This window comes from Candidatus Arthromitus sp. SFB-turkey, from assembly GCF_001655775.1.
Taxonomy (GTDB): Bacteria; Bacillota; Clostridia; order Clostridiales; family Clostridiaceae; genus Dwaynesavagella; species Dwaynesavagella gallinarum.
Map to the genome: position 1 here is coordinate 58,021 of NZ_LXFF01000016.1, position 18,740 is coordinate 76,760.

The window sequence follows — 18,740 nt, forward strand, 5'->3', positions numbered from 1 at the left end:
GAGGTTATGGAAATGAATAATTATGATTCTAATGGTGAATTAGAAAAGCATGATAATAATTCAATAGTTAGTGTTGAAAATAAAACTAATGATTATGGACGTTTTGAAAATACTAAGGAAAAATTATCTGGAAGTTCTGTAGGTTATGTTTTAGGATTAATTGGATCAACATTCTCGTTTATAATATGTTTTTTTGCAGGTATAGGAGTAATTTTATTTCAAAATTCATTTGGATTTGATGGTGTGGTTCAAAGATTTTTGGGAGAAATTATTGATGATATTTATGATGAGTTTTTATATTTTGATACATTTTTGTATTCACAAGAATTTTTACAAAATGTTTTTGATGAAATTTTAAAGTTTGGTATTGTTTTATTTGTGATAATTTTAATTGGATTTATTTTAGGCATTATTGGAACTGTAAAATCTTGGAAAAATGTAAGTATAGCATCTTCTTCACTTATGATAGTTGGAGGTGTTTTTTCACTGTTTTGTTTAATAACACCAGGAATTCTTTTAATTGTAGGTGGTGGCTTAAATATGAAATGTGCTGTAGAAAGGTTAAAATAGCATTTTGAACTCGGAAACAATATAAAATTATTTTTTTAGATATGCTCATGTGTAATAATTTTCCATATGAGTATTTTTTATTTATATACAAATGTGTGGTATAATTATTATAAAAATTTTAGTTTTATTAGTAATAATTTTTTTGGAGGTAACATGGAAACTATAGAATGTGGAAATAATAGAAGAGAACCATGTAGAAGTACTGCAGGATATATATTGGGATTAGTCGCATCAAGTTTATCGTTTATAGTGTGTTTTGTAACTGGAATCTTAGTATTTTCGTTTGACGGTTTAATTCAAAGTATATTTGGAGGACTTTGGGACGAATTTTACGAAGATATTTTTATGTTTGATATTTTTGTAGGTTTTGAAAAGTTTTTTATTGGTGTTATGGAAATTAGCACCATAATTTTTTGGATTATGGTTATTGGTTTTATACTTGGTCTTATTGGTACACTTATTTCATTGAGAAAAGCAACAATATTATCATCTTCAATTATGATTATTGGAGGAGTATTTTCCATACTTTGTTTAATATTTCCAGGAGTTTTTTTAATTATAGGTGGAGTATTAAATATAAAATGTGTTAGGCTTAATTCAAAACTTAATGCAGAGTAAATTATTTTGGGAAAAAGGGAGTGTAAAAGGGGTTGAATAAATTTAAAATAACTGAAACTTGTTTGAGAGATGGACATCAAAGTCTTATTGCCACTCGACTTACAACGGATGAAATTTTGCCTATATTGGGCGAAATGGATAAAGTTGGATATAATGCGTTGGAAGTTTGGGGTGGCGCTACTTTTGATTCGTGTATAAGGTATTTAAATGAAGATCCTTGGGAAAGATTAAGAGAAATAAGAAAGATTATAAAAAATACAAAACTTCAAATGCTTCTTAGAGGGCAAAATATTTTAGGATATAGACATTATGCAGATGATGTAGTAGAAAAATTTATATTTAAATCAATTGAAAATGGGATTGATATAATTAGAGTTTTTGATGCTTTAAATGATTTGAGAAATTTAAAAACTTCGATTGATTCAGTAAAAAAATATGGGGCACATCTTCAAATAGCTATGAGTTATTCAATAAGCCCTGTTCATACTAATGAATATTATATAAAATTATCAAAGGATATTGAAAATATGGGAGCAGATTCTATATGTATAAAAGATATGTCAGGAATTTTACTTCCATATGAGGGATATGAACTTATTAGAGAAATCAAAAAAAATATTTCAATTCCTTTAGAAATACATACTCATTCTACATGTGGTTTAGGAGAAATGTTATATTTAAAAGCTGTAGAAGCTGGTGCAGATATAATTGATACTGCAATTTCAACATTTGGGGGTGGAACAAGTCAACCACCAACAGAGTCAATAGTAAAATCATTTGAGAATACAAAATACAGTACCGGGATAGATTTTGAAAGACTGGAAGTTATTGCAGATTATTTTAAGCCTATAAGAGAAAAATATTTAGATCAAGGTATATTGAGTTCAAAATCATATTATATAAATCCTCAGATAATTGAAACCCAATTACCAGGAGGAATGATTTCTAACATGGTAAATCAAATGAAGGCTCAAGGTGCAGAAAATAGGTTTGATGAGGTACTTGAAGAAATACCAAGAGTTAGGAAAGATTTAGGATATCCTCCTCTTGTTACTCCGCTTTCTCAAATGGTAGGGACTCAAGCAGTTATGAATATTCTAAGTAAAGAAAAGTATAAGATGGTTTCAAAAGAGATAAAAGATTATATAAAAGGTTTGTATGGTAAACCTCCTGCAGAGATAGATAGTGATTTGAAGAAGAAAATTTTGGGTGATGAAGAAGAAATTACATGTAGACCAGCTGATTTAATTGAAAATGAATTTTTAAAATTTAAAGAAGAAAGTGCAAGTTTTGCAAAAAATGATGAGGATGTATTAAGTTATATTTTATTTCCACAAATCGCAAAAAATTTTTTGGAGAAAAAATATAATCAAAATGATAAGCAAGTTATTAATATAAACTTAGAGTTTAATTAAAATAGGGAAGGGTGTTTATATGAATATAAACATTAATCTGAAGGACGCATTTATACTTTCAATATTTTGTATATTAATAGTTTTTATTGTTTTGATGGTTATTTCGTTAAGTGTAAATTTGATTAGAATTTTTATGTATAAACAAGAGGATTTGTCTAAAACAAAATATACTTCAGAAATGAAGAAACGATTGGAAGAGAATCATAATTTAAAATTTGATGAAATAAAAGATGATGATATGTTAATTGCGGCATTTGTAGCGTCTATTGATGCTATAGAAGAAAATGATAATAAAACTGTTAGGATTAAAAGTATTAAAAGAATTTAGGAGGTATATTGTGATGAAAATTTATAAGATAAAAGTTAATGGAAAAGTTTATGAAGTAGAAGTTGAAGTTTTTGAAAAAGAAGGAAGTATAGACAATGACAACAGTGTAAAAAGTACCTCCAATTCAGATTATAAATGTGAAAATAAAGGCGAATTAATTAAATCTCCTATGCAAGGAAATATAGTATCTTTAAAAGTAAAGAAAGGTGATAAAGTAGAAAAAGGTCATGTCCTACTGATTCTTGAAGCTATGAAAATGGAGAATGAAATTATATCTAGTGTTTCTGGAATTGTAGATGATATATTTGTGTCTGAAGGAAAAAGTGTAAATAGTGAAGAAGTTTTGTTAGTCATAAAATAGAGGAGATGAAAATTTGAGTATTAATTTTTTAGAAATGATGTATGATTTATATGATAATTCTGGTATAAAGCTTTTGATGAACAATCCTAAAAATTTAATAATGATAGCAATTTCTTTAATTTTTATGTATTTAGCTATATTTAAGAAGTATGAACCATATCTACTTTTGCCAATTGCTTTTGGTATGTTTATTGTTAATTTTCCATTTGTTAGAGGAGAAGGAATAATGGATGAAGGTGGACTTTTATATAATTTATATAAAGGTGTAAAATTTGGTATATTTCCTCCGTTAATTTTTATGTCAATAGGAGCATCTATTGATTTCGGTCCTCTAATTGCAAATCCTAAAAATTTTTTATTAGGAGCAGCTGCTCAAATAGGTATTTTTGTAGCTTTTTTAATTGCAATATTTTTAGGATTTAATGCCCTTGAAGCTGCTTCTATTGGAATAATTGGAGGGGCTGACGGACCAACTGCTATATATTTAACTAGTAAACTTGCTCCCCATCAATTGGGTTCAATTGCTATTGCAGCGTATTCTTACATGGCACTTATTCCAGTTATTCAACCACCAGTTATAAAATTACTTACAACAAAAAAAGAGAGAAAGATAAAAATGATACAGCTTAGGGAAGTATCTCAACGGGAAAAAATAATATTTCCTATAGTTGTAGCATCATTAACTATATTGATTATCCCAAGTTCTGCAACGTTAATTGGAATGCTTATGTTTGGAAATTTAATAAAAGAAAGTGGAGTTGTTCCGCAAATTGTTGAAAATGTAAAAAATGCGTTATTATTTATTGTAACCGTTTTTATTGGGTTGACTGTAGGAGCTACCGCAACAGCAGAAAGTTTTCTTCAGTTAGCAACGATTAAAATAATAATTTTGGGACTTGTAGCGTTTATATTTGGGACTGTTTTTGGTGTATTATTTGGTAAATTAATGTGTGTTTTAACAAGAGGAAAAGTAAATCCAATGATCGGTGCTGCAGGTGTTAGTGCGGTACCAATGGCAGCAAGAGTTGTTCATAAAATGGGGTTAGAAGAGGATTCCTCAAATTTTTTACTTATGCATGCAATGGGTCCAAATGTTTCAGGAGTTATAGGGTCTGCAGTTGCTGCGGGAATATTGCTTTCAATTTTTGGATGATATGAAAAAAGAAGAGTAGATTTATCTACTCTTCTTTTTTTATTTTAAATACTTTATATGAATTACGTATATTTCTTATATATCGATTTATTTTTTCGAATTCTATTCTGAAGTGTGAAGATAATTCAGATAGTTTATTTGTAGAATTTGATATTGATTTTAATATAGAATTATTTGATTTTGATTCATCATGAATGTATTTAATGGATGTTAGTATTAAATTATTTTTTTCGGTTAGTTCTTTTGATTTTAAAGATATATTTTCTAATGAAGTAGATGATTTTAAAATAAGTTCGTTTATAGTTTTTAGATTTTTTGAAAACATAGATGATTTTATAGCATGTTCTTTAAATATGTTTGATGTATCGATTGTTTCAGTATTTATGAAAAAAATTGTTTTAATAATTGTTGCAAGAGTATCTTGTATATGCGATACTGATTGACTTGTTTTGTATGAAAGTTCTCCTATTTCACGTGCAACTACTGCAAAACCATCTCCATGTTCACCGGCTGATGCAGCTACAATTGAAGCATTTAATGATAATAGTTTTGTTTGGTTTGCGATTTCATGAATTTCTTTTAAGATTTGTTTTATTTCAGTAGAAAGTTCATTTAAAAGTATTGTATTTGATTTGAAGTTTTCAAATTTTTGTATTAACGGAGAAATTTCCAAAATAAAAGATTGAATGTTTTCAGTATTTTCTGTACATATTTTTTGAGTACTATGACTAATTTCTTTTACGTTATGAATTTTATTAGACATTTTGTTTATTGATAAATTAAATGAAAAAATTTCATCTTTTACATTATTTGTATTTAAAAATATTTTTTCGTTTGATTTTGATATGTTAAATGTTAATGAGTTTATATCTAAAATTTTTGTTATTATGTCTGTTTTTTTGTTCTCTACTTCTAAAAAAGTTGAATCTATTTTTTGTGATGTCGTTATAATTGATTTTAAAATTTTCTTTATATTTTCAATCATATCTATAAATAAATTTTGTATATATGAAAATTCATTTGAGTGTTGAGAGTAACTAAATTTTTCAGATAGATTTCCTTTAGAAATTACTCTCAAAAAAGATTTGATTGATCTTATTGGTTGCATTAATTTTGATATTGAAAATCCTGTAATAATTAAAGAAAAACCGTATAGTATAAGTGAAAATTTTGTTATGAATGATAGTATGGCATTTTTTTCTTCACTTGTTATTTTGTTTAGAGCTTTTGTATCTAAATCTATACCGATCAAACTTATTATATTGTTATTTGAGTCTAATATTGGTGAATAAAATGAATAATATTCTCCCCAAGAGTTACTTACATATTGTGCTCTTATAAATTTTTTCTTTTTATAGGTTTCCTTAACTATAGCTGTCGGTTTATCTCTTAATACATATCCTGGAGGTAAAAATAATTCTCCATCTGTAGCGTCGATAAGCATGATTTCATTATTATTTTCATCCAGTTTAATTGTATATACATAAACGGCATTTACCATTTTTTTTAGATTTTTTAAAGAGTTTAAACATTTTTCAAAGTTGGCATTTTCTTGAGTGGGATTTTTTAAAAAATCTAAATATGACTCTATGTCAAATTTTTTAATATAATTATTTGATATTACTTGACCATAGGTTTCTAATGTATTTCTGGCGGTTGTATTTAGTAAAAATATTGAGCTTAATAAGAAAAATAAAAATAAAAGCAATAATATTAAAATATGAATTGAAAAAATTTTAATTTTTATGGAATTCCTTTTCAGTGTATAGTTTTTTTGAAGAAAGTCTTGATTAAATATAAAATCTTTCATGAATACTACTCCATTTTATAAAATTATAATTTGAATTGATTTAATTCGAATTTTATTTGGTTTATATTGTCATCTAAATCTTCAAAACTTTTTCTAAATGTTAAAGCATTATCATTAACTTTTGTTATTAGGTTTTCTATTTGCTTTATGGAATTAAGATTAGATGAAGAGTTTGAACTTAAAAATGTTACATTTTCTAAAATTATTTCATTTTTGTTATTGAGTTTTTCTGATGAAAAAGATATGTCCTTTAAAACAATAGTTATGTTTTTAATGGAATTATATATTTCAGATAAATTTGATGAAAATATTTTTGATTTTTCTGAGTGCTTTTTAAATGATTCAAATATTTCAATGGATTCTTTATTTAATAGATTTATAGTGTTGCTTATTTTTACCAGTGTTTGTTGAATATATCCGGTGGATTTTATTATATTTTGTGATAATTCTCCAACTTCTTTTGCTATAACTCCAAAACTTTTTCCATGTTCTCCAGCAGATATTGCAACTATGGATGCATTCAAAGAAAGAAGTTTAGTTTCATTTGTTATTGTTAAAATGTTTTCTAAAATATCATTTATTTTATTTGATAAAATTGTAAGATTTCTACATTCTGTTTGTTCAGTCTTAAATTTTTTAATTAAGATAGAGATTTCTATTAAGAATTCATTTAAAAATTCATTATTGTTTTGACAAATATTTATAGCAGTTATATTTGATTCGAGTATATTTTTAATTTCACTGGTTATTAAGTTTATATCATCTGAAAAAATTTGCATTTTATTTTTCAAATTAAATACTTCTTTATTTACATTTTCATTTGATTTTGAAACTTTTGATATATAGGTTATAGTTGATTTAATTTTATTTACCATTTCAAGAGAGCTTATTTTTACTTTCGAAATTGAAAATTTTATATATTCAAGGTAGATTATAAGACTAAGTATAAAATTATTTATCAGAGATATTGATTTAACAAACAATTTTTGAATTACATTAAATTCATGAGTAGAAAATGATATATTTTTATTTACTGCTAAAATTTTATTTGAAATATTTAAAACTTCGTTTTTGATTATATAGATTGGTTTTAAAATTTTCCAAAGACCTAATGTTGCGATGTATATGTAAAATATTGTTAAAAAAACATTTAATAAGAGTAATATACAAACTGTTTTGATAAATTTACCTAATGTTAATTTTATAAATGTATTTTCTGTAATATTGAAAGCTACAAGAGCTAAAACATTTCCAGCTTCATTTAAAATAGGAGAATAAAAACTATAATAATTTGAATTATTATCTTTTACATTTCCAGATATCATTTGTTTAGAGTTATAGGCTTCTAATCCAAATTTTGAATCGATAGTATCTCCAATTTTAAAATTAACATTGCTACCGTGTACAAGTAGCACCTCTTTATTATCAATTAAGTTAATTGTTGACAAATATACGTCATCAATTCCCAAGTTGTCTGAAAATTCTGAGAGATATGATCTTATATCTTTAAAAACGGGGCTTGATTTTGTTGGAGTTTCTAAAAAATCGTAAGTTAATTTATAGTCGAAACTCGAAGCTAAATTATATAAAACATCTTCATAATAATTAATTAAAACATTATTTGATGTAGTGATAACAATGTTTAGATATACAAAAATTGAAAATAATGTTATTATTGCTATAATTCCAATTTTTTGAATTAACATTGTCCGAAATAGTGTTTTTGATTTTAAATTTTTAAAGAGTATTTTTTGTATGATAATAACCCCCTTAGGTTAGTTTTACTTCAAAACGATAAATTTAAACGATAAATTTAATTGTGAAATATAATTTGGTACATTTTAAAAATTCTTTGTGTTTTATTATGTACCAAAAGTCTACTTAGTATTAAAAAATTTAAAGTTTTATTGTTTTTGAAAATATATAATGATAGAATTTTATATAGATTAGTGAAAATGGAGGAGGTTTTGTATGTTAAATGCAGTTTTATTTGATTTAGATGGTACACTTATAGATACGAATGAATTAATTATAGATTCGTTTAAGCACACGTTTGAGGTTTTAAAGAAACCGGTTCCAACGAGAGAAAAAATTATAAGTTGTTTTGGGGAGCCTCTACATGAAACAATGAATAAATTTTTTGATGATGCGGATGAGGCTGTAGAAATTTATAGAGAGTTTAATTTAAAATATCATGATGATAGAATTTCCTCTTATAAAAATGCTAGTGAAATGCTTGAAAATTTAAAAAACAAAGGATATAAATTAGCGATAGTAACTTCAAAAAATAGAAGTACGGCCTTGAGAGGGTTAAAATATTTGAAAATATTAGATTATTTTGAAGTTTTAGTAAGCAGTGATGAAGTTGAAAATCATAAACCTCATCCAGAACCAGTTTTGAAGGCGTGTGAAATTTTAGAAGTTTCTCCTAAAAATTCTATAATGGTTGGAGATTCCATATATGACATTATGAGTGGAAGAAATGCAGGAAGTAAAACTTGTGGGGTTTGCTATAGTTTTATGAAAGATAAACTTTTAGAAATGAAAGCGGATTATTATATTGATGATTTAATAGAAATCTTGGATATAGTACAAGCTGTATAGAAAATTTGAAAAAATTACTATCTTATTTTTTAATAGGATAGTAATTTTTTATTAATAAATTAAAATCAAATAGTTAATATTAATAGTGAGTTTTAATATGAAAGGAATAAATATGAATACAAATTTGATTTCTTTTAAACAGCAAACTATTTTTAATAGCTATGAAGAATTTCTTAGAGAAGTAGATTTATCAGATAGAGTTTTAATGTTTATGACTTATGACTTTGATGTAGAAAATTTAATACTGAATGATTTGATTTTAAAACTTAAATCTTCTAATACCCGTATTCATAATTTTAAGGTTTTAAATTGTAATCAAACAATGAAAAATGTATTTGATATAGTTAATTTCATGCAAAAGCACGGTGTTGATACGATTATTGCTATTGGTGAAGATTTTTTAGGTGAACTTTTGAAGGCTGTAAATGTTTTTTATAATAATAGAAATATAAATACTTTAGTTGAACTTGAAGCAAATAAAAAATATTTAACTTATGATAAACTGAAGGAAACAATATTTATTCCAACAACAGGTGGATGTAGTGAAGTTCATAAATATTTTAGGCTTATAGATGAGGAATTTTCTCAGGTAACAATTTTTGAGGATTCTATGGCTAAAATAGATAAAATAGTTTTAGATTGTAAAATTTCTAAATTATTACCAATTGAATATGTTATGTATTACATATTTTCAACAATAGCCAATTTAGTTGATATTGTTTTGAATGATAATGTAGGTGAAGATGTTAAAGAAGAATGTAAGAATATTTTGCGTGAATTAACAAATCTTCTAGAAAATGGAGAAAAATTTGGAGATAGTTTATTTTTTCGTGAGAAAATTTTAAAATACAGTATTGAGGTTTCAAAAATAATAGACAATACAGGATATGGAATTTTGTATTTGTATGGAAGTTTAATTGAAAGTGTTTTTTCTATTCCTAGAAATACAATTGATTCACTTGGAATTGAATTTTTACTAAGTGAAATAAACAAAAAGTATTCGCTTTTTTATTTGAGTAAATATTTTAATGTTTGTAGTAAAAAGATGGGATATGAAGAATTTATTAAATCTGTAAAAAAGAGATATGGTGCTAAGGATAATTTGAAATTTTATAAACTTAATAATCAAATTTTAGATAAAGTAAAAAGAGTGGCTTTGAATTTTTTATTCAAACATAAAATGGTTGAAAAGTATAGATCTCTTAATTTTAATGAGGAATTTAATAATAGACTTTTTGAGTATTATTTAGATGGTGTAAATGGTTAAAAAATGATATAGTTTTTCTATATCATTTTTTTGTTTAGTGAGGTAGAAAAATTGAAAAAGGGAGAAATATTTGAATTAGAAATAATTGGAATTAATTTTAGTGGAGAAGCATTTGGAGAATTTCAAGGTGAAAAATATTTTGTTAAAGGTTCTATACCTTTTGAAAAATTAAAAGTACGTTTTATAAAAATAAAGTCAGGAAAAAGAATTTGTAAAATTGTTGAAAGAATTAAAGAATCTCCAATTTCAATAATGCCTGTTTGTGAAAAGTTTGGTCAGTGTGGAGGATGTACATATTTAAATTTAAATTATGAAAATCAAATTAAATTTAAGGAAGAGGCATTAATAAATTTATTAAGAGATGAAAATATAAATTATGAAAAATTTTTAGGTACAATAAAGGCCCCAAGTCAGTTTGAATATAGAAATAAAATGGAATTTTCTTTTGGAGATGAATTTAAAGATGGTCCATTAGAATTAGGGTTACATAAGAAAGGAAATCCATTTGGGGTTGTTCCTACATATGATTGTCATTTAGTAAATCAAGATTTTAGAAAAATAATGAGAGTAACAGTGGATTATTTTAGAAGACTAAATGTACAAGCGTATAAATTGAAAAATCATAAGGGATATTTGAGAAATTTAATTTTAAGAGATGGAAAAGAAGAATTAATAATTTGTCTTGTAACTTCAAGTCAAGAAAATATAGATTTAAATAATTTCAAAAATGAAATTTTAAACTTAGATTTAAATAAAAAAGTTGGTGGGATAATTCATGTAGTATCTGATTCTTTAAGCGATGCTATAGATCCTAAGAAAATTGATATTATTTATGGTAATGATTACATATATGAAGAATTGTTTGGATTGAAATTTAAAATAAATTTATTTTCATTTTTTCAAACTAATACTGAGGGCATGAAAGTTTTATATGGAAAAGTTAAAGAGAATATTAAAAATGATGAGGGAACAATTCTTGATCTTTATTGTGGAACTGGAACAATTGGACAAATTTTAAGTCATGGATCTAAAAATAAAGTTATAGGAATTGAAATTGTAAAAGATGCTGTAATTATGGCGAGAGAAAATGCAAAACTTAATAATCTTGATTGTGAATTTATAGAAGGAGATGTAGCTGAAGTTGTTAAGAACATAAAAGATAAAATATCTTTTATTGTTGTTGATCCTCCAAGAGCTGGGATTATGGAAAAGGGAGTAAGAAACATTTGTAAGTTTAATGTAGAAAATATTATTTATGTTTCATGTAATCCCAAAACTTTAGTTGAAGATTTAAAAATCTTTTTAGAGTATGGATACAAAGTTAAAAGTATACAGGGAGTGGATATGTTTCCAAATACATATCATTTAGAAACTATAGTTGTTTTGTATAAGTAAAAGTTGGTTTTTAAATGGAATAGTATATTGAAAATATACCATTTGTTTGCATAATTTTTACACGGTTGTCAAAGATAAATTTTTAAATATCTCAACATATTTTTCAGACATTTTTTTGTAGCACGAGTATATGTACTTAAAGTTGTTTGTATGTTGTTATGATTTAATTTATATTGAACATATTTAATATTTGCGTTATTTTCAATTAATATAGCTGCATGAGTATTTCTCAATGAGTGGAAATTAAAGATAATATTTAGTTTATAGTTTATTATTTTCTATGCGTAATGGATGAATTAGGAGTTGTAATTGGCCATTCTCTTTTATACAAACCATGTTAACTTTTGGTGAGGGTAAATTAAGATGAGTGGAAATTATTAGGTTATTTTTTATATTGATTTATGTAATATTTCACTATATTTTGATGGCTTGGTTTTTTGTAGAGATAAAATACTATTGAGTTTGTTTTTGGTAAATAATTTTATTTATATTTATTATATTATTTATAAAATCAATGTCATTTCATGTTAAAGTGGGTACTTCTCCAATTCTATATCTAGTATAATATTCAATTAAGATAGGTAGATTAAAGTTGAACCAAATGAAAATTTGGTTATTATTTGTTTGAGTTTTATAACATTCATATTCCGTAAATTTATTATTGTATAAGATTTTCTTTAATAAATTTAGAAGGATAAACAGCGTATTTAAAGAATAATTTAATAAAGGTGTTATATTTATCAAGTGATTTTTACTTATACCTGTTAAAAATTTTTTATTTATAAATTTTTGTAACAAACTTGGAGATAATGATTTTTAATTTATAAATACCGAGATTTGGTTCTATATGGTTTTCTGTTATGTTTTTATAACATTATTGAGTATTATATTTATAATTAATTAAAACATAATTTTTATGCTGATAATTTATATAATCAGATATGGATATATCATTTGTATTTAAATGTTATCCATTTTGATTATATTCTTTTAAAGCTTTCTTTAAATCTGTTTCGGCTTCTTTCTTTTAGTTTTATTACAAACCCATTCTATTTTTTCTGTTGATCCTATCTGATTCAAACGAGTAATATAATTTGTTTCTCTGCTTTTTAATTCTATCAGTCATTTGTTTATTCTCCTTTTAATAAATTTTACATTTTTTTAATTTATTTTATTGTTGAATATTTTTTTGATTTTAACATATGCTTGATTTCTCCTCTTATTTCTCCTCTATCGTAGTGATCTAATTTACTATATAGTTTTATAGTTTTTAGACAGTCTTCTCCATATTTGTTTTTTATAATTAAATCAATATTATAATTTATGTCATTATTTAATTTTTCCATGGTTATGTCATACCCCATTAACCAAACAACATTTACATTTAAAGCTTCACTTAAAATAAAGAGTTTATGCTGATTTGGTTCAACTTTACCTGATAAATATTGGCTAAGATCTGATTTATTTAACTTTATTTTATATTTTGTAGAAATAGGTTTGGTTAAATTTAATATATCTATTTGTTTAAGTTTTTTTGTTTCCATAATTTGTTTTAGACGTTCTTTAGTATTAGAAATTCTAATTTTTATCACCACCTTTTTGTAATATTTTAATTTAATATATTTAAAAGTTCAATAAAATTAACTATATCTTATATATTGTTATTAGAATTCAAAATTTTTAACTAAGATGTCAAAAATTAGTAATATATTGAAAAAAATTATGTAGATTTGATATACTTTAATTAGTTCGATAATTTGAACTTTTATATAGGAAAGAAAGGGAGAGGTTGTTATTGAAGTTTGACTATTCAAAATTAAATTGAAGGATAGTAGAGAAATGTAAAACTCAAGGTAAGTTTGCTTTTTTAATGGGTCTTTCTCAAAAAAACAATATCTTCGAGATTAAATAATAAAACTGCATTTAAACAGCATGAAATCAGTAAAGCAATACAAGTTTTAAGTATTGATAATAAGGAAGTTACTGATTATTTTTTTACTCTAAGAAGTTCAAAATTTTTAACTATATTTATTAATAATAAATAAAAAAAGATTGGAAAAAGAGGAAGCAAAAAATAATAATTATTATACGTTAATATATTACTTCTTTTTTTATCAATCATTTTAAGTTCTAAATATTTCAAATAGTTTTATTAACAATTTTGTTTTTTGAAATATATTTTGATTTATAGTTATTTTCATTTGTAAATTAATTATAGCTATTATTTATTTTAGTATATTATCACATTAATTAGGGTCTGTTATAATTTTTAATTTTAATCCTAATATGTTGAAAAATAATTAACAAAATGTTAATATTATTAATATTAAAGATCTATTTGAAAATAACATCTAATTTATATTTTGATAGGTAATTATTATATGAAATTAAAATTTATAATTATGTTTATAACTACATTTGTATTAAGTATTTGTTTATATTTATATTTAATAAAAGGTTCAATATATGTTGGTGATATGCAAGTTTTTATGGCTAATAAAATTGTACATAGGGGAGCGTTTACAGATATAATTCCAGAAAATTCCTTAGGAGCTTTTGAAAAAGCAATAGAAGAGAATTACATAATAGAATTTGATGTAATGCTTACCAGAGATAATAAAGTTATTGTTTTTCACGATGATAATTTTAAGAGGCTTACTGGATTGGACAAAGAAGTAAAAGATACTACTTATTATGAAGTTGAAAATTTAAGGATAAATAATACAAATGAAAAAATACCATTGTTAAAAGAAGCTTTGGATGTTATTGATGGTAGGGTACCTATATTTATAGAGATAAAAAGTACAGATATTAATGATATTCAAGTAGTAGAAGAAGTTTATGAAATTTTAAAAGATTATAGTGGAGAATATGTAATACAAAGTTTTAATCCTTTTATATTACGTTGGTTAAAAGAAAATGCTCCTAATGTAATTAGATGTCAATTGTCTGGTGATTTTTCAAATGAAAAATTGGAATGGTATAAAAAGTTTATTTTAAAAAATTTATTATTGAATTTTTTAAGTAGACCTCATATAGTGGCATATGAATTAGGTTCATCTAATAATTTATCTTTTAATTTAATAAAAGATAGTATTCCTGTTATATTATGGACAATAAAAAATGAAAGTGAAATGAATTATGCTATTAGTAAAGCAAGTAATGTTATATTTGATTATAATATGTTGCAAAAAGAATAGAATTTTATTTTTAAGGTGAAATTACTAAAATAAATAGAAAATATTATAGTGAAAAAAACCACTTGATAAAATATCAAGTGGTTTTTTAAAATATTCTTTGAAATCCATGCTTTTTCTAATTATAGATATATGTTTTTCTATAATATATTTTTTATCTATATTACATAGGTTAGTATTTTGAATTTGATATAGTTTATACCATCTTTATGTTTGATTAATTTTTTATAAGTAGCTTCATCACCATTAACACAAATTATAACAATGTTTTTTGGTTTATTATTACTTTGGACGATTACAATATTGCTTTCTTTCATAATAGCAGACATAGAGTTACCTTTTATACGTAATGCAAAGAATTCACATTAGATAAGAAACATTTAAAAATTCTACGATGTTTTTGATCTTATTTAATAATACTGTAGGACTAGGAGCAATAATAGACGATTACTTGGTATTAAGTGAAATAAGATTTGAGTATATAAAAGATATATCAATTATAGCATTTATGATAAATGAGAGTTTAAGCATAGTAGAGAATTCTAGACTTGCAGGACTCAAAATACCAGATGTGTTTACTCGGTCTATAGAATTCTTAGATAATATAGAGCTAAGAAATAAAAATAAAAAATAACCTCTTTTCTTTAAGGTTAAAAGAAAGGAGGTTATTTTTATGCAAACTAAAAAGCTCCTTAAACTTTTAAAGGAGCTAACAAAAATATTCAAAAACTTAATATTTTCTAAACAGTTATTAAATTTAATAAAGTATATATTATTGTAATTATAACATTTTTTTTGGATGTTTATATAACAAAATAAATCTATAAAAATAAAAAGAGAGTTAGAAAATACTCTCTTTTTATAGGTTAATTATGAAAAATTTAAAAATACGTATTTAAATTATGCAACTATATTGTAATATATTGTCTTTAAATATTACAAAGTAAATTTATAAAAAGAAAACAATGGAAAATTAAATCTCCATTGTTTGAATTAAAAATATAAAACAGCAAAACAAGAATTTAACTTGTAAGTTTGATAATAATGTAAATTAATTGTCTTAATTAAGAAGGAATTTTTATAATAAAAAATAAACTAAACTAAAAACCCTATTTAGTTTAATCTAAATAAGGTTTAATAGAAAAGCAGAATTAACATCAAAAGTATTAACTATTTATAATATTATTATACATTAATTTTTAAAAATAGTGTTTAAGAACACTTTGTTTGTTTTGTGAGTTTATTTGAATTTTATTATAAATATAGGTCTTAATATAAATTATTTATTTATTTTATAATATTTTTTAATTTTAAATCAAAAAGGGGGTATTAATTCAATACGCCTTACATTATGTATTTGTTTAATTTTCTATGAATGAGAAATTCAACTAAATATTTAAAATATTGTATTCAATTTGATTATAAAATATTGGAGGTGTTTATGTAAGAGATAAAAATAAATGAAAAATTAATTAAATATAATTTTTCGAAGAGAACGGAAAGTGGAATAAATTTAAGGAAGATTTAAAGCAGATAGATAAAGAACAAAAAAGATTATAGAAGAATGATAAATTTTTTTATATAAAAATTTGTTTAACAGAGAAGCAGATAGTGAAGGGTTTAATTATTGCAATGAACAATTAAACTTAGAATTAACTTATTGAGATTATGTAAGGTAATGGGGAATAGTCAAGAATTTAATGAGAAATATGGTATAGATATTAATAGTTTAAAATATTTAGATAAATTTTGGAATTGTGGATACGGAAAAGGTGTAGCTATTATAAATGAAAATAATATGAGAATAGAAATGTGTATTAATAGAGAGAGATTTTAGAAAGACTTATAAAAGTACCTTTATGTTCAGTGGTAATAATTATGAAAAATGGCATAAGTTTAAAAATGATTTAGAAGATATGATTAAAGGAAAGAGATGAAGAAATTCATCTCTTTTTTATTGACATTTTTATAAATTAAAATTAGAATAAAATTGTAATAGTTACAAATTTATAATTATTATTAAAGAGAGAAGGGGTTTCTCATGACTGATAGAATAGAGAATTTGGCAGAATATCTGGTAGAAAATAATATTAAACCTTCTTTTCAACGTATGAAGATTTTTGAATATTTGATAAAAAATAATAATCATCCAACAGTGGACGAAATTCACAAAGAGGTGGTATCAGAGATTCCAACTCTATCAAAAACTACAGTATACAATACGTTAAATCTTTTTATTGAAGCAAATATTTTAAAAGGTCTTTATATTGAAGAAAATGAAGTAAGATACGATGCTATTTTATTTGATCATGGACACTTTAAATGTACTAAATGTGAAAAAATATATGATTTTGAAATCAATATAGATGAATTTCACACTGATGCTTTGAGTAAATTTCAAATCAAAGAAAAGGGTGTTTATTTTAAAGGAATATGTCCAGATTGTATTTAAGAAATTGAATCATGCGTGAGAAACTGCTAGTTACTATTACAAATATTAAATGAAAAAAATTAAATTGAATGGAGGTATTTTGAATGGGTGTAAACGATAATAACAAAGAAAAACTTACTACAGCTGCAGGTGCTCCTGTTGCAGACAATCAAAATGTTATGACTGCTGGGCCAAGAGGGCCAATGTTAATACAAGATGTGTGGTTTTTAGAAAAACTTGCTCATTTTGATAGAGAAGTAATTCCAGAAAGAAGGATGCATGCTAAAGGTTCAGGAGCATATGGAACTTTTGTTGTTACGCATGATATAACAAAATACACTAAGGCTAAAATATTTTCTGAAATTGGTAAGAAGACAGATTTATTTGTAAGATTTTCTACAGTTGCAGGTGAGCGTGGTGCTGCTGATGTTGAACGTGATATTAGAGGATTTGCTATTAAATTTTATACAGAAGAGGGAAATTGGGATTTAGTTGGTAATAATACTCCAGTATTTTTTCTTCGTGATCCACTAAAGTTTCCTGATTTAAATCATGCTGTTAAAAGAGATCCAAGAACTAATATGAGAAGTGCTAAAAATAATTGGGATTTTTGGACATCACTTCCAGAAGCGTTGCATCAAGTTACAATTACAATGAGTGATAGAGGAATACCACTATCTTATAGACACATGCATGGATTTGGAAGTCATACTTTTAGTATGATAAATGATAAAAATGAACGCGTTTGGGTAAAATTTCATTTAGTTTGTCAACAAGGAATTGAAACGTTAACAGATGAGGAAGCAGAAAAAATAACAGGAAAAGACCGTGAAGCACATCAGCGTGATTTATATGAAAGCATTGAAAAAGGAGATTATCCACGTTGGAAAATGTTTATTCAGGTAATGACAGAAGAGCAAGCTTTAAAAATGCCATACAATCCTTTTGATTTAACAAAAGTTTGGTATAAAAAAGATTTTCCATTGATAGAAGTTGGATATCTTGAATTAAACCGTAATCCTGAAAATTATTTTGCAGAAGTAGAGCAGTCAGCATTTAATCCTGCAAATATTGTACCTGGAATAGGTTTTTCACCTGATAAAATGCTTCAAGGAAGATTATTCTCATATGGAGATGCTCAGCGTTATAGACTTGGAGTAAATCATAATCAAATTCCTGTTAATGCACCTAGATGTCCATTCAATAGTTATCATAGAGATGGTCAAATGAGAGTAAATAATAATGCTGGTAGTACTTTAGGTTATGAACCTAATAGTTATGGTAAGTGGCAAGAACAACCAGAATATAAAGAACCACCATTAGCTTTAAATGGTGCTGCAGATCACTGGAACTTTAGGGAAGATGATAACGATTACTATACTCAGCCAGGAAAATTATTTAGATTAATGTCTCCAGAACAAAAGAAAGTTTTATTTGAAAATACTGCTCGTTCAATGGGCGATATTCCAAAAGAAATTAAATTAAGACATATATCAAATTGTTATAAAGCAGACCCAGAATATGGACAAGGTATTGCAGAAGTTTTAGGAATTTCTATAGATGAAATAAAATAATTCAAATAAATTGAAAA

At 24.6% G+C, this 18,740-nt stretch carries 20 protein-coding genes and 1 pseudogene; 16 read left to right on the top strand and 5 right to left on the bottom strand.

Annotation, left to right across the window (positions count from 1 at the left end; all coding sequences use genetic code 11):
• Positions 1 to 12: 12 nt before the first annotated feature.
• From A6P36_RS02940 to A6P36_RS02965, 6 genes are all read left to right on the top strand, one after another.
• Complete coding sequence (locus tag A6P36_RS02940; RefSeq protein ID WP_066760831.1) at positions 13 to 570, top strand: DUF4064 domain-containing protein; 558 nt, start codon at positions 13 to 15, stop codon at positions 568 to 570.
• Between the two features lie 153 nt (positions 571 to 723).
• Positions 724 to 1,188: a hypothetical protein gene (locus A6P36_RS02945; protein ID WP_066760833.1), complete on the top strand. Its 465-nt coding sequence runs from the start codon at positions 724 to 726 to the stop codon at positions 1,186 to 1,188.
• A 32-nt stretch (positions 1,189 to 1,220) separates the two neighbouring features.
• On the top strand, positions 1,221 to 2,603 hold the full coding sequence (locus tag A6P36_RS02950) for an oxaloacetate decarboxylase subunit alpha (RefSeq protein ID WP_066760835.1): 1,383 nt from the start codon (positions 1,221 to 1,223) through the stop codon (positions 2,601 to 2,603).
• Between the two features lie 19 nt (positions 2,604 to 2,622).
• Complete coding sequence (locus A6P36_RS02955) at positions 2,623 to 2,931, top strand: OadG family protein (protein ID WP_242861634.1); 309 nt, start codon at positions 2,623 to 2,625, stop codon at positions 2,929 to 2,931.
• Positions 2,932 to 2,944: 13 nt separating this feature from the next.
• A complete protein-coding gene (locus tag A6P36_RS02960) occupies positions 2,945 to 3,292 on the top strand; it encodes a biotin/lipoyl-containing protein (RefSeq protein ID WP_066760837.1) in 348 nt (115 codons plus the stop codon).
• 13 nt (positions 3,293 to 3,305) lie between these two features.
• Positions 3,306 to 4,445, top strand: a complete 1,140-nt coding sequence (locus tag A6P36_RS02965) for a sodium ion-translocating decarboxylase subunit beta (RefSeq protein ID WP_082917578.1) — start codon at positions 3,306 to 3,308, stop codon at positions 4,443 to 4,445.
• A 25-nt stretch (positions 4,446 to 4,470) separates the two neighbouring features.
• Here A6P36_RS02965 and A6P36_RS02970 read toward each other — a convergent pair whose 3' ends face one another.
• Both A6P36_RS02970 and A6P36_RS02975 read right to left on the bottom strand, forming a co-directional pair.
• The gene (locus A6P36_RS02970; protein WP_066760841.1) at positions 4,471 to 6,255 is read right to left on the bottom strand and encodes a methyl-accepting chemotaxis protein; all 1,785 of its coding nucleotides are present in this window, start codon (positions 6,253 to 6,255) and stop codon (positions 4,471 to 4,473) included.
• A 23-nt stretch (positions 6,256 to 6,278) separates the two neighbouring features.
• Positions 6,279 to 7,961, bottom strand: coding sequence for a methyl-accepting chemotaxis protein (locus A6P36_RS02975; protein WP_066760844.1), 1,683 nt, complete (start codon positions 7,959 to 7,961; stop codon positions 6,279 to 6,281).
• A 265-nt stretch (positions 7,962 to 8,226) separates the two neighbouring features.
• On the opposite strand from A6P36_RS02975, the gene ppaX reads away from it, so the two are divergent.
• The 3 genes from ppaX (at position 8,227) to rlmD (ending at position 11,521) form a co-directional block, all read left to right on the top strand.
• A complete protein-coding gene (gene ppaX / locus A6P36_RS02980) occupies positions 8,227 to 8,859 on the top strand; it encodes a pyrophosphatase PpaX (protein ID WP_066760846.1) in 633 nt (210 codons plus the stop codon).
• Positions 8,860 to 8,956: 97 nt separating this feature from the next.
• Positions 8,957 to 10,126, top strand: coding sequence for an iron-containing alcohol dehydrogenase (locus A6P36_RS02985; protein ID WP_242861635.1), 1,170 nt, complete (start codon positions 8,957 to 8,959; stop codon positions 10,124 to 10,126).
• Positions 10,127 to 10,177: 51 nt separating this feature from the next.
• On the top strand, positions 10,178 to 11,521 hold the full coding sequence (gene rlmD / locus A6P36_RS02990; protein ID WP_066760848.1) for a 23S rRNA (uracil(1939)-C(5))-methyltransferase RlmD: 1,344 nt from the start codon (positions 10,178 to 10,180) through the stop codon (positions 11,519 to 11,521).
• Between the two features lie 68 nt (positions 11,522 to 11,589).
• Here rlmD and A6P36_RS08340 read toward each other — a convergent pair whose 3' ends face one another.
• A complete protein-coding gene (locus A6P36_RS08340) occupies positions 11,590 to 11,754 on the bottom strand; it encodes a tyrosine-type recombinase/integrase (RefSeq protein ID WP_242861636.1) in 165 nt (54 codons plus the stop codon).
• 933 nt (positions 11,755 to 12,687) lie between these two features.
• Entirely contained in the window at positions 12,688 to 13,065 is a 378-nt protein-coding gene (locus A6P36_RS02995) for a transcriptional regulator (protein WP_066760961.1), read from the bottom strand.
• 348 nt (positions 13,066 to 13,413) lie between these two features.
• Between A6P36_RS02995 and A6P36_RS08480 the strand changes: the two genes are divergently transcribed.
• Both A6P36_RS08480 and A6P36_RS03000 read left to right on the top strand, forming a co-directional pair.
• Positions 13,414 to 13,566 (top strand): DUF739 family protein, encoded by a 153-nt coding sequence (locus tag A6P36_RS08480; RefSeq protein WP_197487214.1) that lies wholly within the window; start codon positions 13,414 to 13,416, stop codon positions 13,564 to 13,566.
• A 336-nt stretch (positions 13,567 to 13,902) separates the two neighbouring features.
• Positions 13,903 to 14,721, top strand: a complete 819-nt coding sequence (locus tag A6P36_RS03000) for a glycerophosphodiester phosphodiesterase family protein (RefSeq protein ID WP_082917582.1) — start codon at positions 13,903 to 13,905, stop codon at positions 14,719 to 14,721.
• A gap of 155 nt (positions 14,722 to 14,876) precedes the next feature.
• Here A6P36_RS03000 and A6P36_RS08345 read toward each other — a convergent pair.
• Positions 14,877 to 15,065: pseudogene (locus A6P36_RS08345) on the bottom strand (S24 family peptidase); the annotation flags it as partial.
• Positions 15,066 to 15,112: 47 nt separating this feature from the next.
• On the opposite strand from A6P36_RS08345, the gene A6P36_RS03005 reads away from it, so the two are divergent.
• From A6P36_RS03005 to A6P36_RS03015, 5 genes are all read left to right on the top strand, one after another.
• Entirely contained in the window at positions 15,113 to 15,352 is a 240-nt protein-coding gene (locus tag A6P36_RS03005; RefSeq protein WP_082917584.1) for a phage holin family protein, read from the top strand.
• A gap of 937 nt (positions 15,353 to 16,289) precedes the next feature.
• Positions 16,290 to 16,382 carry a DUF4214 domain-containing protein gene (locus A6P36_RS08485; RefSeq protein WP_156507970.1) on the top strand — a complete coding sequence of 31 codons (93 nt, stop codon included), beginning with the start codon at positions 16,290 to 16,292 and terminating at the stop codon, positions 16,380 to 16,382.
• Positions 16,383 to 16,396: 14 nt separating this feature from the next.
• On the top strand, positions 16,397 to 16,555 hold the full coding sequence (locus A6P36_RS08070; RefSeq protein ID WP_156507964.1) for a hypothetical protein: 159 nt from the start codon (positions 16,397 to 16,399) through the stop codon (positions 16,553 to 16,555).
• A 204-nt stretch (positions 16,556 to 16,759) separates the two neighbouring features.
• The gene (locus A6P36_RS03010) at positions 16,760 to 17,170 is read left to right on the top strand and encodes a Fur family transcriptional regulator (RefSeq protein WP_066760851.1); all 411 of its coding nucleotides are present in this window, start codon (positions 16,760 to 16,762) and stop codon (positions 17,168 to 17,170) included.
• An 83-nt stretch (positions 17,171 to 17,253) separates the two neighbouring features.
• Positions 17,254 to 18,723 carry a catalase gene (locus A6P36_RS03015; RefSeq protein ID WP_066760853.1) on the top strand — a complete coding sequence of 490 codons (1,470 nt, stop codon included), beginning with the start codon at positions 17,254 to 17,256 and terminating at the stop codon, positions 18,721 to 18,723.
• Positions 18,724 to 18,740: the final 17 nt, after the last annotated feature.

Excerpts from the sequence above, each read along its gene's own strand:
- A6P36_RS02940 (WP_066760831.1), top strand. The coding sequence starts at position 13 with ATGAATAATTATGATTCTAATGGTGAATTAGAAAAGCATGATAATAAT.
- A6P36_RS02945 (WP_066760833.1), top strand. The coding sequence starts at position 724 with ATGGAAACTATAGAATGTGGAAATAATAGAAGAGAACCATGTAGAAGT.
- A6P36_RS02955 (WP_242861634.1), top strand. The coding sequence starts at position 2,623 with ATGAATATAAACATTAATCTGAAGGACGCATTTATACTTTCAATATTT.
- A6P36_RS02960 (WP_066760837.1), top strand. The coding sequence starts at position 2,945 with ATGAAAATTTATAAGATAAAAGTTAATGGAAAAGTTTATGAAGTAGAA.
- A6P36_RS02970 (WP_066760841.1), bottom strand. The coding sequence starts at position 6,255 with ATGAAAGATTTTATATTTAATCAAGACTTTCTTCAAAAAAACTATACA.
- A6P36_RS02975 (WP_066760844.1), bottom strand. The coding sequence starts at position 7,961 with ATGTTAATTCAAAAAATTGGAATTATAGCAATAATAACATTATTTTCA.
- ppaX (WP_066760846.1), top strand. The coding sequence starts at position 8,227 with ATGTTAAATGCAGTTTTATTTGATTTAGATGGTACACTTATAGATACG.
- A6P36_RS02985 (WP_242861635.1), top strand. The coding sequence starts at position 8,957 with ATGAAAGGAATAAATATGAATACAAATTTGATTTCTTTTAAACAGCAA.
- A6P36_RS02995 (WP_066760961.1), bottom strand. The coding sequence starts at position 13,065 with ATGGAAACAAAAAAACTTAAACAAATAGATATATTAAATTTAACCAAA.
- A6P36_RS03000 (WP_082917582.1), top strand. The coding sequence starts at position 13,903 with ATGAAATTAAAATTTATAATTATGTTTATAACTACATTTGTATTAAGT.
- A6P36_RS03005 (WP_082917584.1), top strand. The coding sequence starts at position 15,113 with ATGTTTTTGATCTTATTTAATAATACTGTAGGACTAGGAGCAATAATA.
- A6P36_RS08070 (WP_156507964.1), top strand. The coding sequence starts at position 16,397 with ATGGGGAATAGTCAAGAATTTAATGAGAAATATGGTATAGATATTAAT.
- A6P36_RS03010 (WP_066760851.1), top strand. The coding sequence starts at position 16,760 with ATGACTGATAGAATAGAGAATTTGGCAGAATATCTGGTAGAAAATAAT.
- A6P36_RS03015 (WP_066760853.1), top strand. The coding sequence starts at position 17,254 with ATGGGTGTAAACGATAATAACAAAGAAAAACTTACTACAGCTGCAGGT.